The organism is Nonomuraea sp. NPDC050451 (genome assembly GCF_044458585.1).
Window position 1 is genome coordinate 56,845 of sequence record NZ_JBITHZ010000028.1, and the last position, 14,447, is coordinate 71,291.

The window sequence follows — 14,447 nt, forward strand, 5'->3', positions numbered from 1 at the left end:
AGCGCTAACATTCAAGGGTTCACCGGTAGGTGATGTCGGATGAGGAGTAGATGCAGTTCACGCCGTCGGCCCCGGATCCGATCTTCACCGGCTCCTGGCCCTTGGGGACGCCCCGGTACTTCTCGCAGATGGTGGCGCTGCCGTACACGGTGATCCGGCTGAATCTGGCCGTGTCGCCCCAGTTCGTGTTGATGCCGGCCAGGACCTTGGTGGTGCGGACGGTGACGCCGTCCATGACCACGTTCCGCCGGTAGGAGGTGGAGCAGTTGCCGCAGGCGCGGTAGAGCTTGCCCGAGCCGTGCACCTGGAAGTTCCTGATCGTCAGCGTGCCGGCGCCGTTGTGCTGGAACACCTTGTCGGAGGCGGACTTGGCGCCGCCGCCGTCCACCAGGTAGGTCGCCGACGAGCTGGACGACTTGAACGTCGCGGCGTCCTCGCCCACGTCGTTCCACCACACGTTGCGGATGGTGCACGAGCCCTCGCAGTGGATGCCGTCGCCGGCCGGGGCGTCGATGATGACGTTCTGGATGGTGCCGCCGTTGGCCACGACGAACATCGGGTCCTGGCTCTCGCCCTGGCCGCCGTCGCCGATGCCGTAGTAGCGCTTCATACCGCCATCGAAGAACGTGCCGGCGTTGCGGGTCGACGTGAGATGCACGCTGCCGGTGTTCGAGGGCCAGGGGCCGCTGCCGTCCGTCGGCGCGGCCTGCGCGGGAGGCGCCGCGGTGACAGCGGCCAGCAGCCCGGCGGCCATCGCTGTGGCCACCACGGTGGAACGGGATCGGAATGTCAAGGTCGCCCTCCCTAGTTTGGTAAGCGCTTTCCCGACGTGACTGAACCGCGCCTGCTTTGATCGCACGGGCGCGGGTCCACGTCAAACCGCGGACGCGGGTGTCGCCGCCGACCTGCGGATTCCCGCTGAAACTTTCATCTCTCCCGGGCCCCCTGAATTGTCGGCCCGGCCGCGTAGGGTGCCCGCATGGCGATGCTCATCGGGAGGGAGCGACCCGCGGCCGTGCTCCGCGGCGAGGTCTCGCGCGCGCTCGTCAGCCATGGCGCGCTGGTGCTCGTCACCGGCGAGGCGGGGATCGGCAAGAGCGCCCTGGTGGCGGGCGCGGCGGAGGAGGCCGTCCGCGGGGGCGCCCGGCTGCTCGGCGGCGCCTGCTGGGAGGGCGAGGGCGCGCCGGGCTACTGGCCGTGGGTGCAGGTGGTCCGCCGCCTCGCGCCCGGGGCTTCGCTGCAGAGCCCTTTTCCGGGCCTGGCCGGGTCGGACGGGTTCGAGCTGTACGACGCGGTGACCGGCCTGCTGGTCGACGCCTCCCGCGAGCGGCCGGTGGTGGTCGTGCTCGAAGACCTCCATTGGGCGGACGCGGCCTCGCTGCGGCTGCTGGAGTTCGTGGTAAGTCATGCCTGGTTCGAGCGGCTGCTGGTGATCGGCACCTATCGTGACGCCGAGGTCGACGGGCCACTGAGCCTGCCCCTGGAGGCCAAGGCCACCATCCTGACGCTGACGGGGCTCGACCGGGAGGAGGTGGGCCGCCTGGTGGCCCACACCACGGGCGTGGACCCGGGCGAGGAGCTGGTGACGGAGATCCACCGGCGTACGGGCGGCAACCCGTTCTTCGTGGAACAGACCGCCCGCCTGTGGCAGGGCGGGACCCCTCTCGCGACGATCCCGCCGGGGGTGGGGGCAGCCGTGCGCCGCCGGTTGTCGCGGCTGCCGGAGGGGGTGCTCGAGGTGCTGCGGATGGCGGCGGTGCTGGGCCGCGAATTCACCGAACCCACCCTCCACACCGCCCTCACTCCCCCACCCACCACCTCCCCCCTCGACACCGCCACACCCAACGACGCCTCTCCCGATCACGCCTGTCTCAGCACCTCCCCACCCACCGCCTCTCCTTTCAGCGGCTACCCACCCCCCGCCTCCCCTCTCAACACCTCCCCACCCAACGACGCCTCTCCCAACGGCACCCGTCTCGACGGCTTCCCACGCACCGCCTCCCCTCTCAATACCTCCGCACCCGACGGCACCTCGTCCGACCGTGCCTGTCTCGACGGCTCCCTACCCGACGACTTCTCCCCCGGCGAGCCGCCACCCGACAGGCCTACGCCCAACGGCTCCTCACCTGACACGCCCGCGCCCGACGAGCCCTCAGCTGACTGGACCGCGCCTGACGGCTCCTCACCCGAGCCCCCACCCAACAGCCCCGCCCCCCACGAGCCCGCGCCTGCCGGGCCCGCGCCTGCCGGGGCCGTGCCCGACGGGTCTCCACCTGACCGGCCCTTGCCCAACCGAGGATCCCGTTCTTCACCCCCTCGCGGCGCCACTCCTACCGGGCAGACGCTCGTGGCGACCGAGGCCTCGGTGCGGCGGGCCCTCGACCAGGCCGTATCAGCCAAGCTCATCACCTCACTCGGCTCCGGCCGCCATGCCTTCATCCACGACCTCGTACGCGAGACCCTCTACGCCGAGCTGAACGATGACGAAGTCCGTGCCCGGCACGCGGCCGCGCTCCGCGCCCTCGACCCGGCACTGCCCGCGATCCGCGCCCACCACGCCTACCTCGCCGCCGCACCCGACGCCCCCGACCTCCTCCTCACTGCGGCCAGGGACGCGGAGGCGCGGATGGCGGACGAGGAAGCGGTCGGACACTACCGACGCGCCCTGGCGCTGACCCCTGCGTGGGAGTCACGCAAACGGGCCACGATCGGCCTGGACCTCGGCGTGGCGCAGCACCGAGTGGGCGACACCGCCACCGGCGCACGCACGCTGGAGGCCGCCGTCGCCATCACCCGCCGCCTCGACGACCCCGACCTGCTGGCCTTGACCGCCCTGAAGCTGCACGACCTCGGCCACACCGGCCAGGGCCGCTGGACCGACTTCGTCCACGAGACCCACCACCGCCTGGTCCCCCCGCCCACCCCCACTGCCGACGCGCCCGCCGGCCCTGTACAGGGCGAAACCGCACACAAGCGACCAAAGGCTCAAAGCGCGCCGGACCATGACAGACCCAGCCCAACGAGCGCAGAGGGCCCGGCCCCCAACCACACCACCACAACACACCGACGCGACGACACCGCGCCCGCATACCCCGACATCCCCCACGAGTCAGACGACACCGCACGTGCAAGCGGAATCACCCGCCATCGCCACACCACACAGGACCACACCACACAGGACCACACCACGCAGGACCACGCCACGCAGGACCACGCCACGCAGGACCACGCCACGAGACGCCAGAGCGGCGACACCACAGGCGAGCGCAACACCACAAGCTCGCGCGATATCACGGGCAACCGGCGCGGCGGCATCGCGCGCACGCCCACCGACGTCTCCCACGAGGCGGGCGACACGGCACGTCCCCACAGCACCGCCCAGGACCACAACCCCCTGCACGAGCCCAACGCCCCGCACGAGGTCGACTACTTGCGTGGAAACGACCACCGCCGCGAGGGCGGCCACCTGCACCCGGTCGACCACCTGCGCGGGAACGACGCCCTGCACAGGGGCGACACCACACCCGATACCGCCGGCTATAGCCGGGGGCGGTTGGATGTCGCGGCCAGGGAGTTGAGCGAGGTCGCAGCGGAGCTCGCCAGGCAGGGGCAAGACGACGAGACACTCGGCTTCAGCCTGCTGTCCAGACTAGGGACCATTTGGGGACCGGGCACCGCAGCAGAGCGGCTGGCCGTCACCGAGGAGCTGTCGGCCGTGGCGCGCCGGAGCCTGGATCCACGGCTGGAACTGACCGCCCGCTCCTGGCGCGTCGGGGCGCTGCTGGAGATGGGCGATCCCCGATGCCTGACCGAGCACCAGACCTTCGTCACACGCGCCGAAGGTGCCGAGCTGGCGCTGTTCCAGCACGAGGCCACGGTCCTCAGGGCCATGTTCGCCACGCTCACCGGACGCTTCGACGAGGCGGGTACGCACATCGACGCCGCCTATGAGCAGGGCGAGCAGCCAGGCATCGGCCGACGCGACCTGCGCTGGATGCAGCGGTGGTCGGTCGCGACGCTCAGCGGCCGCTTCGACGTGGCCGACGGCGTTCTGGCGGAAATGGAGCTCGCGGGCAGCCATCACTTCCCGCTCTACCGCGCCGCGACGGCGGTACAGCGCGGCGACGAGGGTGCGGCGCGTCACCTGGCGGAGGTCACGGCGGCGGGTGAGCAGTACCTGCGATGGATGGCGCCGCTGCGGCTGAGGCTCCAGGCGCAGGCGGCCGCCCTGTCCAAGGATCCAGTGCTCTGCGAGCACGCGCGCGCCGCGATCACCCCGTACGTCGGTCAATGGGGCGTGACGGCCACCGTCGCCGTCGAGGGGTCGTTCGCGCACTGGGCGGCGGTGCTCGACGCCGCCCAGGGACGCTGGGACGAGGCAGTCGACGGGTTCACCGCCGCCTACCGCGCGGCCGACCTGCTGGGCGCCCGCCCCTGGTCGATCGAGTCCCGCGCCCGCCTGGCCGAGGCGCTGCAGGCACGCGGCGACGACGCCTCCGCGCTGATCGCGCAGGTCGAGCGCGACGCCGATGCCCTCGGCATGCTGGTACGCCTGCCACGCCCCGCAGCCAACGCCTTCCGCCTCGACGGAGGGGTCTGGACCCTGAGCTTCGCCGGTCGTACCGTGCACCTGCCCGACTCCAAGGGCCTGGCCGACCTGCGCGTCCTGCTCGACCGCCCCGGGAGCGACGTCTCGACGGTAGAGCTGCTGAACCCGGCAGGCGGCGAGGTCGTGCTCGCCGCACGGAGCATGGGCGGTGACGACGTACTGGACGAGGAGGCCAGGACCCGCTACCGGAGGCGGTTGGAACTGCTCGACGACGAGATCGACCGCGCCGCGGAGCTGGGCGACGACCGCCGGGCGGCCGAGCTCGACGCCGAGCGCACGGCGCTGCTGAACGAACTGCGCACGGCCGCGGGGCTGGGCGGCCGCCCGCGCCGACTCGGCGACGAAGCCGAACGCGCCCGCAAAGCGGTCACCAACCGGATCCGCAACACACTACGCCAGCTCGACCAGCGCCACCCCGAACTGGCCGCCCACCTGAGATCCTCAGTCTCCACCGGCGCCACGTGCCGGTATCACCCCAGCCCCGAGGTGCGCTGGTCCCCATAACAACCGGCCCTTGGACCGACCGGCAATTGGATCACTTGAGGGCGGCGGGGGTGGGGCGGTTTGTCCGGCGGTAGCGTGTGCGGGCCCGCTGGAACAGGACACGGACCGTGACGAACGTTGCGGCGAGGTAGAGGTAGAGGTCCACGACCTTGCCGCCCTTTTCGGTGCAACGCCGCAGCTTGCCGTAGCCATTCGTCCGCGCGTGGGTCCGTTCCACCACCCATCTCCGCCCGCTTTGGATGGGCGCGGGCACGCCCTTGCGGGCGATGACGCCCTTGAACCCGAGCCGGTCGAGCAGGGGACGGGTGGCCCTGCTGTCGTAGCCGGCGTCGAGGCGGGCGGTGACGTCGTCGGGTAGCGGCGCGACCTGATTCTTGGCCGGCGCCAGGGTTAGCTCCAGCAGCGGAGAGTCGTGCCGGTTGGCGCCTTCGGAGCCCAGGCCGAACGGCACCCCGGCGAATCTGCGGCGTTGCACCGAAAAGGGCGGCAAGGTCGTGGACCTCTACCTCCGCCTCGCCGCAACGACCGGCCATCAAAGGTGCCATCATCGTGACGGCCAGCCATACAGGGCTCTGGTCACCGCGACGGCCAACCATCGAGGACACCGGCCACCGTAACGACCGGCCGTTTTGGATGCCAGCCGCCGTGACGGCCGTGGCACGGGGCCCAAGCCCTGGGGCCGGCGGTTGGAGCTCGCGATCATACCCAGGCGCGGCGCCCGATGGTCGGGCCCAGTGGGTGGGCCCAGTGGTTGCGGCGATGGTGGACCGATCGCCGCCAGCACTGTGCCACCCGTGTCACCGAGTTGCCGTCACCGGGCAACCGCCGCCGTCACCGAGCGGAGTCAGCGGAGCTTCGTGAAGAACGTGATGACGTCCTCGGCGAAGAGGGCAGGCTGCTCGGTGGCGAAGAAATGGCCGCCCTTGTCGTATTCGACCCAGTGCACGATGTTGTGGTCGCGTTCAGCCCAAGGGCGGACGGTGACGTCGCAGGTCTTCGACACGAGCACCCCCGTCGGCACGGTGCTCCTTGCAGCCGCAGCCCAGTCCGCCACACCACCCCAGTCGCCCACACCACCCGAGCCGGACGCACTCGAAGCGGTCGTACCAGCCCATTCACCGGCACCGCTCGAACCGGACGCACCCGAGCCCGTCGCGCCACCCCACTCACCGGCACCGCCCGAATCGGAAGCACCCGAGCCCGATACGCCACCCCACTCACCGGCAGCACCCGAACCGGGTGCGTTCCAGCCGGAAGCACCGCTCGCGGCGGACTCACCGCTTGAGGTGGCGGTCCAGTCGTCTGCGCCGGCTTCGCTCCAGTCGGACGCGCTCATGCTCTCGTAATAGAACTGCGCCGACGACCCCGCCGTGCCGGTCAGCCAGTAGATGGTGACGTCGGTCAGCATGAGGTCGCGGTCGAGCGAGTCCTCAGGCAGCCCCTCCACCGGGTCCGTCAGCTCCTTGAACTTCTCCATGATCCACGCGAGCTGCCCCACCGGCGAGTCGTGCAACCCGTACGAGACCGTCTGCGGCCGCTTCGACTGGGTCTGGAGGTAGCCGTCGTTGAAGTTCTGCATGGTGTCCCAGCGCCGCCGCTCCTCCTCCGTCAGCCCGTCCATCTCCCCCTCCTGGCCGATGGGAAAGGTGATGGCGGCGTTGAGGTGGACGCCGACGACGTGGTCGGGGGCGTGTTTGCCCATCTCCGGCGCGACGAAGGAGCCGCTGTCCCCGCCCTGCACCCCGTACCTGTCGTAGCCGAGCAGCGCCATCAGCTGCGTGAACGCCTTAGCGGTGCGGGCGGGACCCCAGCCGGGGCCGGACAGTGGGGTGGAGAAGCCGAAGCCCGGCAGGGAGGGGATGACCAGGTGGAAGTCCCGCGAGAGGGGCTCGATGACGTCCAGGAACATCACGAACGTGCCCGGCCAGCCGTGCAGGAGCATGAGGGGCAGGGCGGACGGATTCTTGGAGCGGATGTGGGCGAAGTGGATGTTCTGCCCGTCGATCGTGGTGGTGAACTGGGGGATCTCGTTGAGCCTGGCCTCGTGGGCGCGCCAGTCGTAGCCGGTGCGCCAGTATTCGGCCAGGTTCTTGAGGTAGTCGAGGGGGACGCCGCGCTCCCAGCCGGTGCCGGGCAGCTGCTCCTGCCAGCGGGTCATGGCCAGGCGGGTACGGAGGTCGTCCAGGTCCTGCTGGGGGACTTCAATACGATAAGGGCGAATTGTCATGATATTTCTCCTGGTAATGAGCTAAGAACGGAAGGCGGCGACGTGCTCCGCGGCCCACTGGGCGAACGTGTGCCCGGGACGGCCGGTCACCTGCTCGACGGTCGGCAACACGACCGAGGCTGCGTCCGGCGGATTGGCACCGAGCCGGACCGCGAACTCGATCAGCTCCTCCCCCGCGCCCCACGCCTCCATCGACGCCCGGTACTGCGCCTCAGTCAGCTCCTCGAACCGGATCTCCCGCCCGACGGCCTCGCCGATCACGCGGGCCCGCTGCTCCGGGGTGAGCGCCTCCGGCCCGGTGAGCATGTACGACTGCCCGCTGTGCCCCTCCTCGACCAGCGCCGCCACGGCGACGGCGGCGATGTCGGCCTCGTGCACCACGGCCCCCGGGTGGTTGCTGAAGACCCGGACCACGCCCTCCTCACGGATCGATTCGGCCCATTCGAAGGCGTTGGTCATGAACTCCACGCAGAGCAACTGCGTCCAGCCGAGGTCCCCGGCTCGCAGCGCCTCCTCGACCGAGCACTCGTCCCAGCTGCTCAGCACGCTGACGCGGGTCACGCCCGCCTTCGCGGCCAGCTCGACGAGCTCGGGCCCGGTCTGGAGCGCCGCTTGGTCGTCACCGGCGACCGTGATCAGGTGCAGCCCGGTCACGCCTTCCAGCGCGGGGCCCAGGGACTGCGGCGCGGTCAGGTCGCCGTAGGCCACCTCCACGGACTCGGGCAGCCGTGCCGCCGCCGGGTTCCTGGTCAGAGCCCGGACCCGCTCGCCGCGGGCGACGAGCTGCGCCACGATCCGGCGGCCGACCGTGCCGGTGGCACCGGTCACGAGAATCGTCATTGTTGCCTCTCATCCGAAGGTCTCGAACGTCTCGACAGGCAGGCGCCACACGGGAAATAGCACCCGCTACACGGGTGGAGGCTCCGTCCACCGGTCGGTGCCGGAGGGGCCGCGCCCGCTATCGGCAGCAACTTGGGGGCGTGCCGGATGAGGGCCGGACCCGCCCAACCGATCCGCGCCTCGAACACCCCCCGCCTGCGCTCAACGCCCATCGGATACGTGCTCGCCGAGCGCAACAGCAGCCACGGCCTTTCAGAAGATCGCCATCGCCGTCTTCGCGCTGGTCAGCTTGACCGTGGAGGGGGGTGTGCGACATGCCCGTGGTCGATGGCTGGTTGGTGGTCAGTACGGCGCTCGCGTACGTGCTCTGCCGCGGTTGGCGGGCCTGGCAACCCTTCCTTCGGGGCCGTCCTTGAGCTCATGGTGATGTCCACCGAGCAGAAACAGCCCACGATGAACGGGCCTGCGGGAGACCATGAACATCTTGGCGCAGGTCCGATTCGCGGCTTCAATCCACATGGGCGGGTCGCCGCACTCGATCCCCACCGCGCCAAGGGGCCTCCCTGCCAGGGCTCTCCCGCGACCCTCTCGGGTTCATCATCGCGTCGCGCGAAGCCGCCGAGCACAGCCGGGTCCGCACGACCCCGATGTACGTCGTCACCGCGTACGAACCGGCCGACGACACCCTGGCGGCCCGAGCGCACACGGTGATCGCCGTTCCGAGCGTCGTCCCCCGGCCGGACAACCTCCTCATATGATCCCCGACCGGTCAGGACAGCCCTGCTGATCTTGGGAGTCGGCCCTCTCTCTCCCCGGGTGTGGCTGACCGCCCTTCGAACTCCAGGCCAAGGCAGCCGAGCTCGACCCGGCCCCATGAATCTTCCGCGCGACATTTGACAAATCCACCTGCACATGCTCTCTAAATTTACCCATAGAGCGCCCTAAATTAATTTGTCAAATCGGGCAGATAAAGGCTTTCGCAGTGAATATGAAGCGCTACCTTAAATGCATGGAATTTCGTCGTCTCGGCCGTAGCGGCCTCTCCGTCAGCGCGATCTCCTATGGGCACTGGCTCGCGTACGACGCCCCGGACCAGGAAGAACGTGCGCGAACGTGCATAGCGGCGGCGCTGGACGCGGGCATCACCACGTTCATCACCGCGGACGCGTACGCGAACACCGCAGCCGAATCGGTGCTCGGCCGCGCGCTGAAAGGACAGCGGCGGGAAAGCCTGGAGATATCCACGAAGGTGTTCTGGCCCACTGGTCCGGGCGGGCCCAATGACAAAGGGCTTGGCCGCAAGCACATCATGGAGTCGGCCCGCGCGTCGCTGCGTCGGCTGAGCACCGACTATCTCGATGTGTACCAGGCGCATAGATTTGACCGGACGGTGCCGCTGGAGGAGACCATGGTGGCGTTCGCCGACCTGGTCCGGCAGGGCCATGTGCTCTATGTCGGCGTCTCCGAATGGACGGCCGAGCAGATCACGAAAAGCGCCGCGCTCGCCCGGGAGCTGCACGTGCCGCTGGTCTCCAACGAGGCGCAGTACAGCGCGTTGTGGCGGGTGATCGAGGCCGAGGTCGTGCCGGCGTGCGAACGCGAAGGGCTCAGCCAGCTCGCCTGGTCCCCTGTCGCGCAGGGCGTACTGACGGGCAAATATCGGCCGGGACAGCCGGCGCCCGCCGGGTCGCGCGGCGCGGACCTGAGCGGTGCGGGCAGTTTCATCCAGCCCTTCCTGCGTGAGGACGTGCTGGTACGGGTGCAGCGGCTGCGTCCCCTGGCCGATGAGGCCGGGCTGTCCCTGGGGCAGCTCGCGCTGGCCTGGGTGCTGCAGCGCCCCAACGTGGCTTCGGCGATCATCGGGGCGTCGCGGCCCGAGCAGGTGCGGGAGAACGCCAAAGCGGCCGGGGTCCAGCTCGGCGCCGATCTTGTGGGACGCATCGATCAGGTGCTCGACGGCGTCGTCGAAACGAACCCGGCGCTGACGACAAGCCCGTAAAGGGGATGGCGGATCGGGACCGGTCAGCCACCACGGCGGTCGTCGACAATCACGTCCAGACCATGCCATGCGCCCGCGAAGCGGCGTAGGCCGTCGGCGAGCGGGGGCAGGTGCACGCCGGGCAGAAAGTGCACGGTCGTCCCCGTGGTGCCGTCGCCGGCGACGGGTTCCAGGCCGGTGACGGGGACGCCGTGCTCGTACCGCTGGGTCCAGGACCCGTTCAGGCGGCGGTTGGTGTGGACGAGCCACTCGCTGAGCGCGGCGACGACGGACATGCCGCGGCGCGGATGCCCGTCGGCGAGCACCTCCGCGCCGGGGTCGTCGAAGAAACGCAGATCCTTGGAGGCCATCACGGGCTTCTTCACCGGCCGACCCCGCTCGTCGAAGCGGGTGTCGGTGCCTCGTCCTTCGTCGGCCACGGACACCGAGCCGTCGGCGTGGAGGGTGACGGTGCAGCGCCCGGCGCCGGTGCTCGCCGCCTCGTCGGCCGGGTAGGCAAGGACTTCGAGGAGCAGGTGCCGGACGCCGCCGGGGGCGAACTCGCCCGGGTTCTCCCGGATGTGGCGGAGATGGCTGAGATCGACGTCGGTCGCCCAGTCATGGGTGGTGTTACGCCAGGAGGTTCGGGATGCGCTCACCACAGCACCCTACTCACGGCTGCTGCGTGACCGGCATGTCCACGGGGCTGCTAGGCGAGCGGCCCGACGCCGCCTTCAAGATCAGCCAACGGCCGGTATCGGTCGCAGCCTGGTTGTCACTCGGCCGACCGGGCACCCTGACGAACCGGAGTGATACGAGGACGTTCTGTAGACGGGGCGGTGGACAGGGCGTAGGTGACGCCGGTCAGGCGTTCGGACAGTTGCCACAGGTCTGCGGCTGTGGCGGTGTCGCGGATGGCGCGCTCGCGAGTGCGACGGGTGGGCACTCCGCGCAGTTGCAGCGGCCCGTCAGGAACGATGTAGCTGCCACCGGGCAAATCCGGCACGGTCGCCGCGTACAGGGAGGTCTTCGCCCCTTCCGGGGCGGGCCGGAAGGCCACGCGCACCAGGAGGCGGGTGAGGGTCGCATACAGCCGTCCTCTGCCGCTGTTGGCGCCACCGGTGAGCACGTTGGTGCGGGTGAGCCCGGGCGCCACGGCCATGCTGCGGAGGCGCTGTCCGGCGGCGTCGGCCCGGCGCTGCAGTTGCATCGCGAAGTAGAGGTTGGCCCGCTTGGACTGCACGTAGGCGAACGCCGTCCGGTAGCCGCGTTCGGCGTTGAGGTTGTCGAGGTCGAAGCGGGCGAAGCGCTGGCCCTCACTGCTGACGGTGACCACCCGCGGATCGGGCGCGGCGAGCAGCTGCGGCAGAAGCAGGCCGGTCAGGGCGAAGGTGCCCAGGTGGTTGACGCCGAACTGCGACTCGAACCCGTCGGTGGTCAGCGCGTACGGCACCATCGCCACCCCGGCGTTGTTGACCAGCAGATCGAGCTGGTCATGGTCCCACCCCGCGGCGAACTCACGGATGGAGGTCAGGCTGCCCAGGTCGACCCGGCGCAGTTCCAAGTGAGCGCCGGGCACCTCGCCCTGCATCCGGGCGAGTGCCGCTTGGCCGCGTTCGGGGTCGCGGCAGGCCAGCACGACGTGCGCGCCACGGCGGGCCAGCTCGCGAGCGGTTATGTAGCCGATGCCGCTGTTGGCTCCGGTCACCACAGCGACGCGTCCGGTCTGGTCGGGGATCGTACGGAAGGTCCCGGGGGGAGAGTTGAGCATGATGTACCACCTCGAGAAGACGGAACTTATCGCAACTTCAAGTTGCGATAGATTCATCTTGTCAGTCGCCTCCGAATATCGCAACTTGGAGTTGCAATGCAGTCCGATCATTCCACCGCCAGGCCGGTCGGCCGCGGCGCCAAAGTACGCGCCGCCGTCCACGCCGCCACGCTCGCCGAGCTCGTGGACAAGGGCTACGCCGCGTTGACCATCGAGAACGTCGCCCAGCGCGCCGGAGTCCACAAGACGACGGTGTACCGGCGGTGGAAAGATCGTGAGAGCCTGCTCACTGACGCCCTGGCCGAGCACATGGCGCTGGACATCCCCATCCCTGACACCGGAGCGATCGAGACCGACCTGCGGGCGCTGGCGCGCTCGCTCGCCCAGGCGTTCACCAGTCCGACCGGGCAGGCCATCCTCGCCGCCATGTTCACCGGGGCCGCCCATCTTCCGGAGATCGCCGCAGCCCGGCGTCACGTGTTCGACGACCGGCTCGCGAGGGCCGAACCGGTGGTCACGCACGCCATCGAGCGCGGCGAACTGCCCGGGGACACCGACCCCTCCGAGCTGCTGAAGACCTTGGCCGCACCGATCTACCTGCGCCTGCTCATCACCGCCGAACCGGTCGACGAGACGACCGCCGACCAGGCGGTGCGGGTCACGCTCGCCGCCGCGCACGCCGGCGCTCTGCGGCCGGTACCCGGGGGCGAACCGGTCAGCTTCGGTGGCGAGGGTAGGCGGAGGTGACGAGGCGGCTCAGGAACTGATCGAGGTCGTCGAGTCCGTACGAGGCAAGTACGTCGGGCGGCTGCGTGAGCAGGTAGGTCAAGGCGCTGTTGACGGCCAAGGTCACCACGGCGGCGCTCTCGCGGGTGGCCGGGAGGCCGGCGGCCTGCTGGGCGGCCAGGTGCAGGTCGAGGTCGGCGCGGGAGAGCCGGGCCAGAGTCTGCTGCACCTCGGGGTTCCTGGCGGCCTCGGCGTGCAGTTCGACGTAGGCCAGGATCCGGGACCGGTTGACCGTCATCGCCCGCTCGATCATCAGGCGCAACAACGCGAGCAACTGGTCGACGGAGTCGATCTCAGCCTGCCGCAGCTCGCCCCAGTAGCGCTCGACGCACCGCTCTGCGGCGGCCTGGAGCAGGCTGTCGCGGGTCGGGAAGTAGTTCTTGGCCGTGCCTTCCGGCAACTCGGCAGCACGGTCCACCGCACGGTGGGTCAGGCCCCTGCCGCCCTCCCCCGCCAGCACCTCGATAGCCGCGTCACGCAACCGGTCGCGGCGGTCCCTGTTCTCCACCATGGCCCCCATCCTCCCGCCTTTGTGTAATCACCATAGCTGTGGTACCACATGTGTGGTGATTGAAATGAAACGAGCTGTCGTTGTCGGCGCCGGAGTCGGCGGCCTGACGACCGCGATCGCACTGCGCGCGATCGGTTGGGATGTTTCGATCTTCGAGCGGTGGCCCCAGGTCGTCGCCGAAGGCACGGCGCTGGGCATCCGCCCGGACGCCCAGGCCGCCCTGGCCGGTCTCGGGCTGGGCGAGCAACTGCGTGAGCGCACCGTCCCGTACCGACGGGCGCAGATCCGCACCCCCGACGGCAGGCGCCTGGCCGACCTGCCGTTGGAGCGCATCGAACAGCGCGGCGGGACGCCGGTCCGCATGCTGTCGCGGGTCTCGCTGATCGAGATGCTGGTGCAGCAAGTGGACCCGGCGACGATCAGCACGGGCGTGGAGATCACCGATCCCGCCGCGCTACGCGCCGACTACGACCTGGTGGTCGGTGCCGACGGGGTACGCAGCGCGGTGCGGCAGGCGTTCTTCGGGGCCGCGACCCGTCCCCGCTACGCGGGCATCGTCGCCTGGCGCGGCGTGATCAAGGGCTTCGAGCCGCAGGACTACGGAGAGACCTGGGGGCACGGGCAGATGTTCGGGATGACGCCGCAGGCTCCGGGGGTGACCAACTGGTACGCGCCCGTACGCACCCCGGAAGGGGTCCGCGAGAGCCTCGACGATCTGCGCGCACGCTTCGCCGGCTGGCACGACCCCATCCCGCGCGTGCTCGCGGCCGCCGAGGAGGGCGCCGTGCTGCGACACGAGGTCTACGACCTGGCGCCGCCCCTCGAGTCGTACGTCACGGGGAACGTGGCACTGATAGGAGACGCGGCCCACGCGATGACACCCGCGCTGGGGCAGGGCGCCTGCCAGGCCCTGCTCGACGCGGTCGAGCTCGCCACCTGCCTGCGTACGCACCCCGGCGACGTGGAGAAGGCGCTGCTGTCCTATGACGCGCGGCGGCGCCCGGCCGCCCAGCGGATGGTCACCGCCTCCAGCTGGATGACCCGCCTGGCCGGAGCCGGTCGCCTGGCAGGGCCGCGCAACGCACTGATGCGGCTGCTGCCCTTATAGACGGAAGCCGGCGTACGGGTCGGCACGACGTCGGACGGACCGGCGCTTGAGACAGGCACGACATCGGCTGCCCGGCAACGGTCCGTCGCCACACTGCAGCACGTCACGACGAC

The 14,447-nt window shown here is 70.2% G+C and carries 10 protein-coding genes and 1 pseudogene; 4 read left to right on the forward strand and 7 right to left on the reverse strand.

Features of this window, described 5'->3' with window-relative positions; translation table 11 throughout:
• Positions 1-19: 19 nt before the first annotated feature.
• Entirely contained in the window at positions 20-793 is a 774-nt protein-coding gene (locus ACIBI9_RS48765; RefSeq protein WP_397233560.1) for a pectate lyase, read from the reverse strand.
• Positions 794-979: 186 nt separating this feature from the next.
• Between ACIBI9_RS48765 and ACIBI9_RS48770 the strand changes: the two genes are divergently transcribed.
• Positions 980-5,113 carry an AAA family ATPase gene (locus tag ACIBI9_RS48770; RefSeq protein WP_397233562.1) on the forward strand — a complete coding sequence of 1,378 codons (4,134 nt, stop codon included), beginning with the start codon at positions 980-982 and terminating at the stop codon, positions 5,111-5,113.
• Positions 5,114-5,144: 31 nt separating this feature from the next.
• Here the strand turns inward: ACIBI9_RS48770 and ACIBI9_RS48775 are convergent.
• From ACIBI9_RS48775 to ACIBI9_RS48785, 3 genes and pseudogenes are all read right to left on the reverse strand, one after another.
• Positions 5,145-5,567: pseudogene (locus tag ACIBI9_RS48775) on the reverse strand (IS5/IS1182 family transposase); the annotation flags it as partial.
• Positions 5,568-5,957: 390 nt separating this feature from the next.
• Positions 5,958-7,340, reverse strand: coding sequence for an epoxide hydrolase family protein (locus tag ACIBI9_RS48780; RefSeq protein ID WP_397233564.1), 1,383 nt, complete (start codon positions 7,338-7,340; stop codon positions 5,958-5,960).
• A 21-nt stretch (positions 7,341-7,361) separates the two neighbouring features.
• On the reverse strand, positions 7,362-8,180 hold the full coding sequence (locus ACIBI9_RS48785) for an NAD(P)H-binding protein (protein ID WP_397233565.1): 819 nt from the start codon (positions 8,178-8,180) through the stop codon (positions 7,362-7,364).
• A gap of 1,009 nt (positions 8,181-9,189) precedes the next feature.
• On the opposite strand from ACIBI9_RS48785, the gene ACIBI9_RS48790 reads away from it, so the two are divergent.
• Complete coding sequence (locus ACIBI9_RS48790; protein WP_397233567.1) at positions 9,190-10,179, forward strand: aldo/keto reductase family protein; 990 nt, start codon at positions 9,190-9,192, stop codon at positions 10,177-10,179.
• Positions 10,180-10,202: 23 nt separating this feature from the next.
• On the opposite strand, the gene ACIBI9_RS48795 is transcribed toward ACIBI9_RS48790, so the two are convergent.
• Both ACIBI9_RS48795 and ACIBI9_RS48800 read right to left on the reverse strand, forming a co-directional pair.
• Complete coding sequence (locus ACIBI9_RS48795; protein ID WP_397233569.1) at positions 10,203-10,817, reverse strand: hypothetical protein; 615 nt, start codon at positions 10,815-10,817, stop codon at positions 10,203-10,205.
• Positions 10,818-10,933: 116 nt separating this feature from the next.
• Positions 10,934-11,929 (reverse strand): oxidoreductase, encoded by a 996-nt coding sequence (locus tag ACIBI9_RS48800; protein WP_397233570.1) that lies wholly within the window; start codon positions 11,927-11,929, stop codon positions 10,934-10,936.
• A 96-nt stretch (positions 11,930-12,025) separates the two neighbouring features.
• Here ACIBI9_RS48800 and ACIBI9_RS48805 point away from each other — a divergent pair, with 96 nt between their 5' ends.
• The gene (locus tag ACIBI9_RS48805) at positions 12,026-12,676 is read left to right on the forward strand and encodes a TetR/AcrR family transcriptional regulator (protein ID WP_397233572.1); all 651 of its coding nucleotides are present in this window, start codon (positions 12,026-12,028) and stop codon (positions 12,674-12,676) included.
• On the opposite strand, the gene ACIBI9_RS48810 is transcribed toward ACIBI9_RS48805, so the two are convergent.
• A complete protein-coding gene (locus ACIBI9_RS48810) occupies positions 12,645-13,226 on the reverse strand; it encodes a TetR/AcrR family transcriptional regulator (protein ID WP_397233574.1) in 582 nt (193 codons plus the stop codon). The two genes, ACIBI9_RS48805 and ACIBI9_RS48810, sit on opposite strands and share 32 nt — an antisense overlap.
• 64 nt (positions 13,227-13,290) lie before the next feature.
• On the opposite strand from ACIBI9_RS48810, the gene ACIBI9_RS48815 reads away from it, so the two are divergent.
• On the forward strand, positions 13,291-14,334 hold the full coding sequence (locus ACIBI9_RS48815; RefSeq protein WP_397233576.1) for an FAD-dependent monooxygenase: 1,044 nt from the start codon (positions 13,291-13,293) through the stop codon (positions 14,332-14,334).
• Positions 14,335-14,447 lie beyond the last annotated feature (113 nt).

Coding starts and splice junctions, on each gene's coding strand:
- ACIBI9_RS48770 (WP_397233562.1), top strand. CDS start 980: ATGGCGATGCTCATCGGGAGGGAGCGACCCGCGGCCGTGCTCCGCGGC.
- ACIBI9_RS48805 (WP_397233572.1), top strand. CDS start 12,026: ATGCAGTCCGATCATTCCACCGCCAGGCCGGTCGGCCGCGGCGCCAAA.
- ACIBI9_RS48780 (WP_397233564.1), bottom strand. CDS start 7,340: ATGACAATTCGCCCTTATCGTATTGAAGTCCCCCAGCAGGACCTGGAC.
- ACIBI9_RS48800 (WP_397233570.1), bottom strand. CDS start 11,929: ATGCTCAACTCTCCCCCCGGGACCTTCCGTACGATCCCCGACCAGACC.
- ACIBI9_RS48815 (WP_397233576.1), top strand. CDS start 13,291: ATGAAACGAGCTGTCGTTGTCGGCGCCGGAGTCGGCGGCCTGACGACC.
- ACIBI9_RS48790 (WP_397233567.1), top strand. CDS start 9,190: ATGGAATTTCGTCGTCTCGGCCGTAGCGGCCTCTCCGTCAGCGCGATC.
- ACIBI9_RS48785 (WP_397233565.1), bottom strand. CDS start 8,180: ATGACGATTCTCGTGACCGGTGCCACCGGCACGGTCGGCCGCCGGATC.
- ACIBI9_RS48810 (WP_397233574.1), bottom strand. CDS start 13,226: ATGGTGGAGAACAGGGACCGCCGCGACCGGTTGCGTGACGCGGCTATC.